Origin of the sequence: Citrobacter sp. On2M (assembly GCF_018035235.1) — a bacterium.
GTDB classification, from domain to species: Bacteria; Pseudomonadota; Gammaproteobacteria; order Enterobacterales; family Enterobacteriaceae; genus Citrobacter; species Citrobacter meridianamericanus.
Genome location: NZ_WPCV01000002.1, coordinates 672,106 through 686,159, shown reverse-complemented (window position 1 = coordinate 686,159; position 14,054 = coordinate 672,106). Strand labels below are relative to the sequence as shown.

Sequence of the window (14,054 nt, the reverse complement as noted above, 5' to 3'; positions counted from 1 at the left end):
ATGAAAACAATCGCCAGATTTTTACCCGGTGATGCCATCATTCGTCTGCAATGCGTCATTATTGTGGTCGTTGTCCTGGTCTTCTCAGCCCTACTTGGCAGCCGCTTTTTTAGCGTCGCTAACTTCCAGTCGATAGGCTCACAGTTACCGATCCTCGGCATGCTGGCCCTCGGAATGGGTATGACCATGCTGACCGGCGGCATTAACCTGTCAATTATTGCCGGAGCGAACGCCTGCTCGCTGGTGATGGCAGCGATTATCGTCACCCATCCGGATAACCCGCTGTTTCTGGTGCTGGCGCTGCTGGCAGGCGCTGCCGTGGCGGTGGCTATCGGTACGCTCAACGGCGCGCTGATTGCCTGGGTCGGCGTCTCACCGATTCTCGCCACCCTCGGCACGATGACACTTATCTCCGGGCTGAATATTCTGCTCTCCAACGGGACGGTGATTTCGGGTTTCCCGACTGCCATTCAGTATCTTGGCAACGCCACGATTGCGGGTATTCCGGTGGCGCTGTTGCTCTTTTTCCTGGTGGCAATCCTGCTATGGGTACTGCTGGAGCACACCACGCTGGGGCGCAGTCTTTATCTCGTCGGCTCCAATGAACAGGCTACCCGCTACAGCGGCGTGAATACCGTGCGGGTACAAATTTCCGTGTACGTTATTTCAGCCCTGCTCGGCTGGGTCGCCGCCATTCTGATGATGGCGAAATTCAACTCGGCAAAAGCCGGATACGGTGAGTCCTACCTGCTGGTCACCATCCTTGCCTCCGTACTCGGCGGCATCAATCCGGATGGCGGCTTCGGACGCATTATCGGCCTGGTATTGGCGCTGATTGTGCTGCAAATGCTGGAAAGCGGCCTTAACTTGCTGGGGGTTAGCAGCTATCTGACGATGGCGCTGTGGGGCGCGGTGCTGATCCTCTTTATCGCATTACAGAATCGTAAAGCCTGATTTCAGGAGAAAAAATTATGGCAAGTTACTTTATTGGTGTGGATGTCGGAACCGGAAGCGCCCGCGCTGGCGTGTTTGATCTCAACGGCAGAATGGTCGGTCAGGCCAGTCGGGCCATCGAAATTTACCGTCCGCAGGCCGATTTTGTTGAGCAGTCTTCCGATAACATCTGGCAGGCAGTGTGTAACGCGGTTCGCGATGCGATTAACCAGTCGGATATCAACCCTATCCAGGTGAAAGGTCTGGGCTTTGACGCGACCTGTTCACTGGTGGTGTTGGATAAAGAAGGTAAACCGCTGACCATCAGCCCGTCCGGGCGCAGTGAACAAAACATCATTGTGTGGATGGATCACCGCGCGATTACCCAGGCCGAACGCATCAACGCCCTGCATCATCGGGTGCTGGACTACGTTGGCGGCATTATTTCGCCGGAAATGCAGACGCCAAAGCTGCTGTGGCTGAAGCAACATATGCCCAATACGTGGGCCAATGCAGGTTATTACTTTGACCTGCCCGATTTCCTGACATGGCGCGCAACGGGCGATGACACGCGCTCATTGTGTTCAACAGTGTGCAAATGGACCTACATGGGCCATGAAGACAAATGGGATGCCAGCTATTTCCGCCAGATTGGGCTGGAAGACTTGCTGGAACATGATGCCGCCAAAATTGGCCGTTACGTGAAAACTATGGGCGAACCGCTTGGTCACGGGCTGTCAGCACGCGCCGCCAGCGAAATGGGGCTGATACCCGGAACCGCGGTCAGCGTCTCGATCATCGATGCCCACGCCGGTACGCTCGGCACGCTTGGTGCCTGCGGTGTTTCCGGCGAGGTGGCTGATTTCGATCGCCGCGTCGCACTGATTGGCGGCACCTCCACCGGGCACATGGCGATTTCCAAAGAGCCACGTTTTATCGGCGGTGTCTGGGGGCCTTACTACTCAGCAGTACTGCCGGAGTACTGGCTCAACGAAGGTGGACAGTCAGCAACCGGGGCGTTAATCGACCACGTAATTCAGTCGCATCCCTGTTACGAAACCTTGTTGACCCAGGCGAAGTCTCAGGGGCAAACCATTTATGAAGTACTGAATGCGCTGCTGCGTAAAATGGCCGGAGAGCCGGAAGATATCGCCTTTCTGACCCGCGACATGCACATCTTGCCCTATTTCCACGGCAACCGCTCGCCGCGTGCCAACCCCACACTCACGGGGGGGATCACCGGACTGAAACTGTCGCGCACGCCGGAAGATATGGCGCTACAGTACCTCGCGACCATCCAGGCTATTGCGCTGGGAACGCGCCATATTATTGAAACGATGAATCAAAGCGGCTATACCATCGATACGATTATGGCCAGCGGCGGCGGAACGAAAAACCCGATCTTCGTCCAAGAGCATGCCAACGCCACTGGCTGCGCCATGCTACTGCCTGAAGAGAGCGAAGCCATGCTGCTGGGCGGCGCCATGATGGGGACTATCGCCGCAGGCGTATTCGACACCTTCCCGGAAGCGATGTCGGCAATGAGCCGGATTGGTAAAACGGTCACCCCGCAGACCAATCGCATCAAGCAGTACTACGATCGCAAATATCGGGTGTTCCACGAGATGTATCAGGACCATATGAAATACCGCCAGTTGATGCAGGAGGACGCATGAGTGATTCATGGTCTCAGGCCAGCGGCGTATTCCAGCTCTATAGCGATGCCCTTGCGGGTCTGGGGCAGCATTTGACTGAACCGCTCTGGCAGTCGCTGATGGCGGAGTTGCGCGGTTGTCAGGGTAAAATCGTCGTTACCGGCGTCGGTACATCCGGTATTGCGGCGCGTAAAGTCGCGCATATGCTTGCCTGCGTGGAACGTCCGGCGATTTATCTCAACGCGACGGATGCAGCGCATGGCGATTTGGGCTTCTTACGCGCTAACGACCTGGTGATTATGCTGTCGCGTGGGGGAAATTCGGATGAACTCACCCGACTGCTGCCAGGGCTAACAGCGAGGAATGTGCCAATCCTGAGCGTGACTGAAAACGCCGATTCGGCCATCGCTAAAGCGTCGAGGTTGGTGATATCCACCGGTGTCCAGCGAGAGGCTGACCCGTTGAACATGTTGGCTACCACCTCTATTTTACTGGTGCTGGCTATCTTTGACGCCGCCTGTGCCTGTCTGATGAGCGAGAGCGGCTACTCAAAGGAAACGCTGCTGGCGGTCCATCCGGGCGGCGATGTGGGATTAACGCTGAGTCGTGGGCGGTAACGCCAGACAGCTGTTACGGAGGTAATGAATTTGTTGCCTCCGTCGTATTGCTACGTTCACCTAAAGTTTTCACTTCTCTGAAACGATACTCCCTGTGAACGTGTTAAGGGTATCAGCGCTTCAGAGAAATGACACTGCTGAGGTGAACGGAACCCTTTCTCTGCGAGAGCATGTTCATACCACCCTCCGCCAGCATTCCCCCCTCTGGCATTTTTTATATCTCAACAAAAGATAAAACAGTGAAAAAGCGGATTAACGCGCTGCGTTCCACTCCCGCTATCTGATCCCCACGTGAAAAATTCTGTGACGCCCTCCAGCATTCCTGGTGGAAAGCATTCCATTCCCCAAATCTATGAGCAAACTTTAGCTATTCTTATCAAACATACTTACGGGAGATCCTACAGATGATGTCAACGCTTGCTCCGCCATCTGTACTTTCCGCTCCCCAGCGCCGTTGCCAGGTACTGCTGACGCTTTTCCTGCCCGGCCAAATCGCTACGGCTCAAACCTTTATCAGCCTCAATGGCGTTGATGATGCCACGGTCCAGGAAGATATTATTGGCGCAGGACTCGAAATCCAGCGTTATCATCGACTCGCGATTACCATCGCGCAACATGGTGGCTATACGATCGAAGGAACGCCGCTCAATCAGCGCCTGTGTCTGTTGCAGTGGCTGCGCCGTGGTTTGCGAATTTGCCCGACTTTTATCGCCCAGCATTTCACGCCCGCATTAAAAATGGAGCTGAAACAACGAGGTATTGCGCGGACGCTGTATGACGACACCAACCTGCATGCGCTTATTAACCTCTGTTCCCGGCGCTTGCAAAAACCCTTTGAGTGCCGTGATATTCAGTTCCTGCGCTTGTATTTACAGTATTGCCTGCTGCAACATCACGCAGGGATCACCCCGGAGTTTAATCCGCTCCAGCAACGGTGGGCGCAATCCTGCGCTGAGTATCCGCTCGCCGAGGAAATTGGCCGCCACTGGCAGCGCCACGTCATGCAAAGTGCGCCGCTGGGCGAATCGTTGTTTATGGCGTTGTTATTCTCAATGATCCGCATCCCCGACCCTATCCGCGATAATCACCAGCAGGATCGTCGCCTGCGTCTTGCTATTGCTCGGCTGGTGCTGCGTTTTCGCGAGTATGGCAACGTCCGCTTCAGCGATGAGCAAGGACTGAATGACCAGCTTTATATTCATCTTGCCCAGGCGCTTAACCGTAGCGTGTTTGCCATTGGCATTGATAACACACTGCCGGAGGAGTTCAGCCGACTTTATCCCCGGCTGGTACGTACCACCCGCGAGGCGATACACGGCTTCGAAGCGGAATACGACGTGCAGTTTTCAGAAGAAGAGATCGGACTGGTGGCGGTTATTTTCGGTGCGTGGCTGATGCAGGAGAAGGATTTGCACGAGAAGCAGATTATCCTGCTGACCGGTAGTAACGAACAACTCGAAATGCATATAGAACAACAGCTGCGCGAACTAACGCTGCTGCCGCTCAACGTAAAACATATGCCAATGCAGGACTTTCAAAAAGAGGGCGCGCCGCGCGGTGTAACGCTGATCGTCACACCATACACTACGCCGCTGCCGCTGTTTTCACCGCCGTTGATTCATGCGGATCTGGCGCTGACGTCTCACCAGCAGCAGCAGATCCGCAAAATCCTCGAATCATAATGTTGCAGGCTGCGCCACCACTTTCGGGCGCAGCACGATAGCCGGTAGCGCCACCAGCGCCATCACCCAGAATACGCCGCTGCCCAGGTTCTGGTACAGGTAACCGGCGAAGACGGTCATGATGGCGATACTGCCGCCCATCGCCACCGCGGAATAGACCGCCTGTAAACGAATCACTTCGCTGCCCTGTCGCGCCGCGATATAGCGCATTGCCGCCAGGTGACAGACTGTAAAGGTGCCACAGTGCAGGATCTGCACCACAATCAGCCACGGGAGCTCTGTGCTCCAGCCCATCAGCCCCCAACGAATCACGCCGCAAACGGCGGAAAGCAGCAGCAGATCGCGGGCGCTAAAGCGGCGGAACAACTTATGGCTGAGCGCAAAAATAATCACTTCCGCCACCACACCTAATGACCATAAATAGCCCACCGCCGAAGCGGAATACCCGGCAGACTGCCAGTAAATGGCGCTGAAACCGTAATAAGCCGCATGCGCGCCTTGCAGCAGACTCACGCAGGCCAGAAAACGCCAGCTTTGGGTTATCAGCGCGCGCCAGGCGGGCCATCCCGCACTCTCCTGCTGACGGGTTTCACCTGCGGGCTGCACGGTCGGGCGAATCATCATGCCCAGCAGCATCGAGGCGATGCCAAGCGACAGCAGGACCAGGATAATCCGATAGTCAAACAGGCTCACCAGCTTACCGGTCAACGCAGAGCCGATCACAAAGGCCACGGATCCCCACAACCGTACCCGACCGTAATCCATGGTTATCTGTTTTTGCCAGGTGTTGGCCAGTGCGTCGGTCAGCGGCACCAGCGGCGAGAAAAACAGGTTAAAGCCGACCATCACCACCATCAGCCACGCCACGTTGGTTCCCGCCCAGAAGGCCAGCGCAAACACCAGCGTCAACAGGGCCAAAATACGTAAAGCTGAGATCAGACGAGAGGGATCGCTTACGCGCGGCGCAATCAGTAAACTGCCGAGAAAACGGGCAATCAACCCAGTCCCTAACAGTAAACCAATCGTTTCCGGCGTCAGCCCCAGTCCTTCGAGCCAGACGCTCCAGAAAGGCAGAAAAATACCGTAGCTAAAGAAGTAAGTAAAATAACCGAGCGCCAGCCAGCGCGTGGAATGCAAAGCCATGAATCCCTCCCGTTTGGTGGCGATAGTCTGGCGACAAACGCTGGCTGGCGCAAGAGTGCATTAACACGCAGATAACATGATATTGGCCCTATTCGACGCAAATTTGCATCGTAAAATGGCAGCCTTCTCCCTGCGCTAAAACCTGCAACCCCGGCTGCCCCTGCATGTGGTGGGCATTCACCGGATGCGTCTGCGGCTCCAGGCACAGAAACGGCTCACCCGACATTCTGAACAGCATCAACCACGGAGTTTGCGCTAAAATCGTGATTTTCATCACGTTCCGCTGAATAACAGCCCGTCCGCTCCAGCCAGAATAACCGACGTTCAGCCAGCGATCCTCACCGTATTGCGCGCGCATGAAATCCGCTGCTGGCGGAAGGACACTTTGCCATTCCAGCGGCAGATGCTGTTCCCCCTCCGGCCAGTAGCCGCTGGCGGTGAACTGCGCCGTACTGTGCTTATCAAAGGCGAAAAATGGATGAAACCCGCAGCCATAGATCATGGGCTGCTCACCGCAATGGGTAAGCGTCAACGAGGCATGCAGGCTTGAGGTTTCCAGTTGATAGCAAAGCTGCGCCGTATAGTCGTAGCCACAGGGATGCCAACTGCGCAACTGCAGCAAACAGCCGCTTTGGGTAGCGGTAATAATCTGCCAGCGTTGCAACCAGCCGTCACCGTGCAGGAAGAAAGTATCATCTGCGTCATGCTGAGGTAAAACCACCTCTTCACCACGTAGCTTAAAACGATTGCCCGCTACCCGATTTGCGACAGGCAGCATCGGAAACAAGCCGCAATCCCCCGGTTGCTGGCCCTGGCCTTCGCGTAAAACGGCCTGTTGATGTTGTAACGACACCAGACTCAATAGCGAACCGCCTTGCGGATCGACGCACATCCGTAGATGTGCGTTTTGTAGCGTCAGCAGACCATCCATCAGCGGGCGTTTCGCGGTTGAGCTGATGCGCCAACTTTTGTATGCTGCGCCGCCAGTTGCTCCTCCAGCGCTTCCAGCGTCACGCCTTTGGTTTCCGGTACATTACGCAGAACATAGATGAAGCCCATCGCGCAAATCACACCGTACAGCAGGAAGCTTCCCGACGCGCCAAGACTCGCATTGAGCAGCGGGAAGGTATAGGTTAGCAGGAAGCAGGCAATCCACAGCGCCAGTGTACCGAGCGACATTGCCAGCCCGCGTACGCGATTGGGAAAAATCTCCGACAGCAGCACCCAGGTCACCGGGGCCAGCGTCAGGGCATAAATCGCGATCGCCGCCAGAACCAGAACCAGAACCGGCCAGCCCATAATGCCCAACCCGTACGCCCCGGCAATCAGGACATAAATAACCGTCAATCCTGACGCGCCGAACAACATCAGTTTACGACGGCCAATTTTGTCCACTAACGGCAGGGCGGCAAGAGTAAAGACCAGATTGATGATCCCCGTCGCCACGATCGATTTTAACGTACCGTTGATGTCGAATCCGGCGGAGGCGAAGATCTCCTGCGCATAGTTGAAAATAACGTTGATCCCACACCACTGCTGGAACACCGCCAACACCATACCGATAATCACGATCGGTTTAATTTGTGGTTGTAACAGCGTTGACCACGCGACTTTGTGGTTATCTTTTTGCAATGTATGTTCAATCTCTTTCAGCGTTTGCCCGGCATATTCCGCCGAACCAATGCGCTGCAGCATGGCACGAGCACGATCGACTTTGCCTGCTTTCACCAACCAACGCGGTGATTCAGGCACAAAGAACATTAGTACCAGGAAAATTACTGCGGGCACCAATTCCGCACCAAACATCCAGCGCCAGCCCGTCTGACCGTTCCAGCTTTCCACAATCGCCTGCTGCGTGGCGCCTGTGGCGACAGGTTCGGCTATCATCAGGTTGATAAGCTGCGCCGCCAGTACGCCAATCACAATGGTGAGCTGGTTAACGGCAACAAAGCGACCTCGCTTTTCCGCCGGGCTAACCTCGGCGATATACAGCGGGCTTAGCGCAGACGCCAGACCAATCCCAACACCACCCACGATGCGATAGACAATAAACATGTCGAAATGACTGGCGACGGCGGTTCCCCATGCGGAAGCGCTAAACAGGATCGCCGAGAGAATCAGCGGCATCTTTCGACCAAACTTATCGGCGCACCAGCCGGAAATCAGTGCACCAAATACACAACCGACCAGCGCGGAACTCATCGCCCAACCGGATTGCGCCGGATCGGTAATCGAGAAATACGCTTCATAGAAAGGTTTTGCCCCGCCGATTACCACCCAGTCATAGCCAAACAGTAAACCACCGCAGGCCGCAACCAGGCAGATAGTCCAGACGTAACCAATCTTTAAATGTGTCTGCGCGTTATTCATTATGATTCCTCTTTCAGGGAAACGCAGGGGACAGAAGGTTTCGGGTGAGGTCGCCCCCACCCATTTCAGGTATTACTGGAAAAGCCTTACGTTAATGGCGTGACGCAGCAGTAATGCCTTGTCATGCGCCGGATTAAGTTGCAGGAGTTCATCAAGATCACGCTGACAGGCTGCGCTATTTCCCAACCCCAGATGCCCAAGCGCATTGATAAACAGGCAGTGTTGCTGGTGTTTTGCTTGTGCAGAGGTATCCAGCACCACCAGATCGGGTAGCGATACAGCAAAGAAATCGACATCCGGCACGTTCTCGCGATTCAACTCAACCCATTGCAGGAAGCTGTTGAACAGAACATCCGCCTCTGCATCTTCGCCAAGTTTTCTCTGCGCCATTCCTTGCCAGAAGAGATAGTCCACTGGCTGGTCGTTGTAGTAACGTCCTGCATCCAACGAGCTACCGCCACGCGTCGCACGGGAGAAGTAGCGCTGAGACTCGTCAAAATGGCCTTGTTGCTGCGCGCAATGCCCCAGCAAATACCAGATGTCATTATCCGTTTGTCCGGGTAAACGTCCCTCGCCGAGGTTTTGCGGATAGTGCAGCGCCTGTTGCAGCTGCATAATAGCCGTTTGCGGGTCGCCGGACTGCACGGCAGCCAGCGCGCGATGCAATTGATTAAGCAGATATTGCCCGGTGGCTTTGCCTTCACCGCCTTCCCACGGATGGAACACCCGCTCGCGTAATACTGCGGCAGCATCGTCATAGCGCCCCAATCCATTCCATAGGCTGAGCAGTTCCACCGTCAGATCATCACGCTGGAAGACAATCTCTTTGCTGGCTTCCAGTCGCTGCAGGCGCTGTTCAACCGGTTGTGCCATCAGCTTATTGAGATAGTCGAGTTCAAACAGGAAGCGGGCATTTTGCGGATCCAGCGCCACAGCCTGCGACAGATACTGTTTCGCCTGCTGCGCATCGTGCAGTTTGTTCCAGGCGTAGATACCCAGTAAACGATGCACCGGGGCAAAATCGGCTTCCTGCGCAAGCGTAAATTTCCAGCAGTCAACGGCCTCGGCATAACGTCGTTTGCTGTACCAGAAACAACCGAGTAAATAGCGAGCAAATGCGCTCTGTTCGAGGCTCTGCAGCATCTGCACTTCATCCAGCGTATTAGGGAAACGGACGCGGTTTTGCAGGCACGCGCGGGCTCGCTCAATGAAAGGTTGCGGGTCGTCGCTCAGTGAGGCGCGCCACAGCATCGGCAGCGTTTCCTGGCTGTCGAGCAGTTCCAGCACACCACGGGCAGCATCCTTTTGTCCGAAAGAGGTCAGCCAGCCCGCTAGTTCACACGCATTGGTCCCGCGACACCCGGTAATCGAAATCAGTGCTTGCGCCGTCGCCTCATCCTGGCAGATAGCCCAGCGCGCATAGTGCAGGGTATAACTGAGCGGATAATCCACCAACTGTTGGCGGATATAGTCCAGCGCTTGTTCACGACGATTAAGCCTGGACAACACCAGCGCTTTTAGCCCCATCGCCAGGTTGTTACTGCCGTTAAAGCGTAAGCTCTGCTCGACCTTTTCCAGTGCACCGGCGTAGTCCTGACGCTTCATCGCCAGACGCGCTAACGACCAGAATGCCGCATCCCGACAGTTACCGCTCCAGCTTGCCTTAAAATAGTTATCCCAGGCGCTGTCATCATCGCCCTGACGTTCCTGTGCGGCGGCCAGCAACATACTGGCCTCACCATCCCGTGGATTCTTATTGAGCTTATGCGCTCGCTCCAGCGCTTTGCCCGCACAATGTTCTGCCAACCCCCAGTCCGCGCGGTTTAACGCCAGCGTTCCGAGGGCAACATTATTGCGATAATCCAGCGGGTCAACCTCCAGCGCGCGACGATAATAATCTTCGGCATAGCGGCTGGCGTGGTTGTACTGCTCCAGATGCTGACCAATGAAATAGAGTTCATCGGTATTAGACAGCGCTTCTGGTCGTGCTGGCGCGACGGCCGCTGAAGGTAGTGGTAACTCTTGCGCGATGTGCTCTTTGTACTGCAAAAGCGAAGTACCATCGGCACCAGTGACAGTCATCGTTACCCGCGCATGGTTATTGTCAGACACATCAGCCAGCCAACTTTGTCCAGGCTCCAGGGTCAGCGTGTGCTCATAGAACGGTCGCCCATCGGCAGAAAGCGTAACCTGCACGTCGCACAGCGGCGCAATCGCATAAACCCCCACAGATAGCTGATTACTCTCACGTACCAGGCGCAGTGCCAGTTGCGTGCTGGCGTTTTGCACCATGCCCAGTTCGCTGTAGGGCAGGAAGTTTTGTACGAAGACTTTCTCTTCATACGGCGCAAGCCAGGTGAAATCCGGCTGGTTGTCGGTAAAGACCCCGGTCATCAGTTCAATATACGGACCGTTGTCATCGGTAAGGTTACGATCCCAGGCAACGCCAAAGTCGCCATAGCCCCAGGTCCACTGTTTTTTCCCTGGCGAAACATGGTGATCGGCCACATGCAGCAGCCCGCCTCGCTCACCGTGATGCCATGCACCAACAAAATCATAATCTGATTTTTCAGCCATGTAGGAGGTCGGTACAGGAACGTTTTTGTAGCGCGAGATATCCACGCCAGCCGAGTAGTCCACTTTGTAGTATGTGCCGGTGGCAATGGGAAATGCAGAAACATCGCGCTTACCGTGGTCAAATACTGCGGTCACATCCGGCGGAAACACGCTCTGATGCTCGTCACCGCCCTTCACCGCTGGATTCGCCCACCATAAAAAATGGCGCGGCGTGGCGTTACCATTAAACACCTTCCCGGTTATCTCGATCAGAGCGCGATCCGGATACAGCGTAAATCCGGTCATCACCTGTAAACCGCGCATAGGTTCTACTTCACCCATCCATACAGTATATTCGCCATGCTCACCCTGCTGCTGCGTAAAATCGACCGGCATAAAAGTGGTTGGGCGATGATGCTGCGGCCAGTTAAATTCAATGCCACCAGAGATCCACGGTCCAAGCAAACCAACCAGAGCGGGCTTCACCACTTCGTTGTAGTAGACAAAATCGCGCTGCTGTACTTTGTCATACGCTCTATGAATACGCCCGCCTAACTCCGGCAACAGCATGACGCGAATGAAGTCATTCTCCATCCACACCGCCTTGTAGTCGCGCATTTCACGTTTGCCGGTCAGCGTATCAATCACGCCATACGGATACACCGCGCCAGAAGATCCCTGATAAACCCTTTTCTCCAGAAACATGGGGTTAGCGTCTTCTTCACCCGCCGTCCACGTTGGGAGGGTGATCGTTTCTTGCCAGACTTTAACTGAACCGTACATGCCGCTCTCCACTCAATAAACAAAAGTAAAAATTCAACTTGATGCTATTCTGCGGCAGTTAAGTGGCGGTAAAATGCGCAATGCTCACGCAATATAGTTAAGGGAGTTAAGTGAATGCAACGTTCGGGGTTCAACAACGCCAGGGTTCGTCAGGCGAATAAGCAGATCTTTTTGTCGCACCTTTGGCGGGAAAAGCAGCTCAGCAAATCACAGCTGGCGCAGCTCACCAGTCTGTCGATCCCGGCGGTCAGCAATATCCTCGAAGAGCTGATGGATGAAGGGAGAATCAGCCACTCGCGAGAAACCTTAAGCCAGCGCGGTTTGAGCAGCGGCAGTTATCATTTGCCAGAAAAAGGCGCATGGACGCTATGTATCAACGTCACCCCTACCAGCATCACCAGTCAACTGGCAGACGCACGGCTGGTTGCCATCGGCGCCTGGCGTCATGAGGTCATCAAGCCGGAAACGCCCAAAGCGCTGCTGTCGGCCCTGGCTGCACACTGGCGGGAATACCGTCGACAATTTCCCGAAGTCACGATTAATCTGGCGCTCGGCGTTCACGGCCAGGTTGATCCGATCACCGGCGCATCAAAAACCATGCCCCAGGCACCGTGGAAAACACCGGTGGAAATAAAATATCTGCTGGAAGAGATGCTCGGCGTTCAGGTCCGCCTGGACAATGACTGCGTGATGCTGGCGCTGGCCGAAAAATGGCAAAACCCAGCGGCTAACGGTGATTTTTGCGTGATTAACGTTGATTACGGTATCGGCTCATCGTTTGTGATAAACGACAATATCTGGCGCGGTAGTCTGTATGGCAGCGGTCAGATTGGACACACCATCATTCATCCCGATGGAATTGCCTGTGACTGCGGTCGCTATGGTTGTCTGGAAACGGTAGCGTCATTGAGCGCGTTGAAAAAACAGGCCCGCGTATGGATGAAATCGCAGCCGACATCCCTTTACGATCCGGAAACGCTCACCACCGACCAGCTTATTACTGCCTGGCAGAACGGTGATGTTCGTATTCAGGCCTGGGCCGAGCATGCCGCCAGCGCTATTGGACTAAGTTTATATAACTTTCTGAATATACTGAACATTAACCAAATATGGTTGTACGGACGTAGCTGCGCTTTCGGCGATAGCTGGCTTAATACGCTGGTGCAGCAAACTGGGTTTAACCCATTTGATCACGGTGATAACCCGCGCGCCAGAGCGACTCAGATAAGCTTCGGCCAGCTCAATCGCGCCCAGCAACTCATGGGAATTGGCTATCTGTATGTCGAGTCGCAGCTCAGCGAGTTGTAACCATTATACCTTCAGACTCACGGCCAAACGTTCATGTACCGTGGCGATAAAATCGGCCAGTGCCGGTTTGAGCGATCCTTTTTTCCACGCCATCAGCAAAGCAATGGTTGGGGCATCGCCAACAATAGGGCGAAAAACCACCTGCCCGGTATTAAAATTATTCATATAACCGGGTATCAAAGTCACCCCCAGCCCCATCCCGACCAGGTTCATCGTCACCAGAATATTGGTCGCTACTTGCACAATATTGGGCTGGCTTTTCTGCTGCTGAAACCAGTTTTTGACAATCATCGCTAACGCGCCGGAATACGCAGGATCGGTGCTGACAAAATTCACCCCGTGCAGCTGCTCTGCGGAGATCGCTGGTTCATTGGCTAACGGATGATTCACCGGTAACACCACCACCAACGGCTCATGAATGAGCTCCAGATAGTCCAACTCCGGGCTGTAAACCGGGTGGCGCATTAAGCCCACATCCAGCTCGCCGCGCAGGATCTTCTCCTCCTGCTCAGTGGTTATCAAACTCACCAGTTCAATATGCGTATCCGGCTGCTTTAAACGAAATAAAGGCAGCACCTTCGGCAGTAAATTCACCTCTGCAGAAGGGACAAAACCAATAGCAAAATGGTTATCTTCCTGTACCGTTTTACGGGCGCGAACTTTGGCGTTTTCCGCCTGCTCGAGGATCGTCAGCGCATCCTGTAAAAAGCACTCTCCCGCCGCCGTTAGCGCAACTTTTCGCTTATCGCGCACCAGTAACGGAACGCCCACGCAGGTTTCCAGATCGCGGATCTGACTGCTTAACGACGGCTGGGAGGTATGCAATTTTTCTGCCGCTCGGGTGAAATTCAGCGCCTGCGCCACCGCCACAAAATAGCGTAAGTGCCTCAGTTCCATGCCCTTCTCCTTGTTATCGAAAAAATGTCTCAACTGGTAGAAATTTACTATTTCACAGATTGATAACTAACCAGCAACATCCTTATGGCACAAAAAATGAAGGTCAATAC

The 14,054-nt window shown here is 54.6% G+C and carries 10 protein-coding genes; 5 read left to right on the top strand and 5 right to left on the bottom strand.

The genetic code is table 11. From position 1 onward, the window contains the following. The 4 genes from On2M_RS05400 (at nucleotide 1) to csiE (ending at nucleotide 4,887) form a co-directional block, all read left to right on the top strand. A complete protein-coding gene (locus On2M_RS05400) occupies nucleotides 1–954 on the top strand; it encodes an ABC transporter permease (RefSeq protein ID WP_151217665.1) in 954 nt (317 codons plus the stop codon). Between the two features lie 17 nt (nucleotides 955–971). Then, a complete protein-coding gene (locus On2M_RS05395) occupies nucleotides 972–2,609 on the top strand; it encodes an FGGY-family carbohydrate kinase (RefSeq protein ID WP_149692231.1) in 1,638 nt (545 codons plus the stop codon). Continuing rightward, on the top strand, nucleotides 2,606–3,205 hold the full coding sequence (locus On2M_RS05390) for an SIS domain-containing protein (RefSeq protein ID WP_151217666.1): 600 nt from the start codon (nucleotides 2,606–2,608) through the stop codon (nucleotides 3,203–3,205). The genes On2M_RS05395 and On2M_RS05390 overlap by 4 nt, the downstream gene beginning before the upstream one ends. 404 nt (nucleotides 3,206–3,609) lie before the next feature. Next, nucleotides 3,610–4,887 (top strand): stationary phase inducible protein CsiE, encoded by a 1,278-nt coding sequence (csiE, locus tag On2M_RS05385; RefSeq protein ID WP_151217667.1) that lies wholly within the window; start codon nucleotides 3,610–3,612, stop codon nucleotides 4,885–4,887. On the opposite strand, the gene On2M_RS05380 is transcribed toward csiE, so the two are convergent. The 4 genes from On2M_RS05380 to On2M_RS05365 form a co-directional block, all read right to left on the bottom strand. Continuing rightward, nucleotides 4,882–6,030 (bottom strand): 3-phenylpropionate MFS transporter, encoded by a 1,149-nt coding sequence (locus tag On2M_RS05380; RefSeq protein ID WP_151217668.1) that lies wholly within the window; start codon nucleotides 6,028–6,030, stop codon nucleotides 4,882–4,884. The two genes, csiE and On2M_RS05380, sit on opposite strands and share 6 nt — an antisense overlap. A gap of 88 nt (nucleotides 6,031–6,118) precedes the next feature. Continuing rightward, a complete protein-coding gene (locus tag On2M_RS05375; RefSeq protein ID WP_151217669.1) occupies nucleotides 6,119–6,961 on the bottom strand; it encodes an aldose 1-epimerase in 843 nt (280 codons plus the stop codon). Further along, entirely contained in the window at nucleotides 6,961–8,400 is a 1,440-nt protein-coding gene (locus tag On2M_RS05370) for a sugar porter family MFS transporter (protein WP_151217670.1), read from the bottom strand. Before On2M_RS05370 ends, On2M_RS05375 begins: the two co-directional genes overlap by 1 nt. Nucleotides 8,401–8,472: 72 nt before the next feature. Further along, nucleotides 8,473–11,739 carry a DUF5107 domain-containing protein gene (locus On2M_RS05365; RefSeq protein ID WP_210904475.1) on the bottom strand — a complete coding sequence of 1,089 codons (3,267 nt, stop codon included), beginning with the start codon at nucleotides 11,737–11,739 and terminating at the stop codon, nucleotides 8,473–8,475. 114 nt (nucleotides 11,740–11,853) lie between these two features. On the opposite strand from On2M_RS05365, the gene On2M_RS05360 reads away from it, so the two are divergent. Next, nucleotides 11,854–13,047 carry an ROK family transcriptional regulator gene (locus tag On2M_RS05360; RefSeq protein WP_151217672.1) on the top strand — a complete coding sequence of 398 codons (1,194 nt, stop codon included), beginning with the start codon at nucleotides 11,854–11,856 and terminating at the stop codon, nucleotides 13,045–13,047. A gap of 3 nt (nucleotides 13,048–13,050) precedes the next feature. Here the strand turns inward: On2M_RS05360 and hcaR are convergent, their stop codons facing one another. Further along, nucleotides 13,051–13,944 carry a DNA-binding transcriptional regulator HcaR gene (gene hcaR, locus On2M_RS05355; protein ID WP_210904474.1) on the bottom strand — a complete coding sequence of 298 codons (894 nt, stop codon included), beginning with the start codon at nucleotides 13,942–13,944 and terminating at the stop codon, nucleotides 13,051–13,053. Nucleotides 13,945–14,054 lie beyond the last annotated feature (110 nt).

What these genes read in the sequence shown, in the direction of transcription:
- On2M_RS05400 (WP_151217665.1), top strand. Translation starts at nt 1, where the DNA reads ATGAAAACAATCGCCAGATTTTTACCCGGTGATGCCATCATTCGTCTG.
- On2M_RS05395 (WP_149692231.1), top strand. Translation starts at nt 972, where the DNA reads ATGGCAAGTTACTTTATTGGTGTGGATGTCGGAACCGGAAGCGCCCGC.
- On2M_RS05390 (WP_151217666.1), top strand. Translation starts at nt 2,606, where the DNA reads ATGAGTGATTCATGGTCTCAGGCCAGCGGCGTATTCCAGCTCTATAGC.
- csiE (WP_151217667.1), top strand. Translation starts at nt 3,610, where the DNA reads ATGATGTCAACGCTTGCTCCGCCATCTGTACTTTCCGCTCCCCAGCGC.
- On2M_RS05380 (WP_151217668.1), bottom strand. Translation starts at nt 6,030, where the DNA reads ATGGCTTTGCATTCCACGCGCTGGCTGGCGCTCGGTTATTTTACTTAC.
- On2M_RS05375 (WP_151217669.1), bottom strand. Translation starts at nt 6,961, where the DNA reads ATGGATGGTCTGCTGACGCTACAAAACGCACATCTACGGATGTGCGTC.
- On2M_RS05370 (WP_151217670.1), bottom strand. Translation starts at nt 8,400, where the DNA reads ATGAATAACGCGCAGACACATTTAAAGATTGGTTACGTCTGGACTATC.
- On2M_RS05365 (WP_210904475.1), bottom strand. Translation starts at nt 11,739, where the DNA reads ATGTACGGTTCAGTTAAAGTCTGGCAAGAAACGATCACCCTCCCAACG.
- On2M_RS05360 (WP_151217672.1), top strand. Translation starts at nt 11,854, where the DNA reads ATGCAACGTTCGGGGTTCAACAACGCCAGGGTTCGTCAGGCGAATAAG.
- hcaR (WP_210904474.1), bottom strand. Translation starts at nt 13,944, where the DNA reads ATGGAACTGAGGCACTTACGCTATTTTGTGGCGGTGGCGCAGGCGCTG.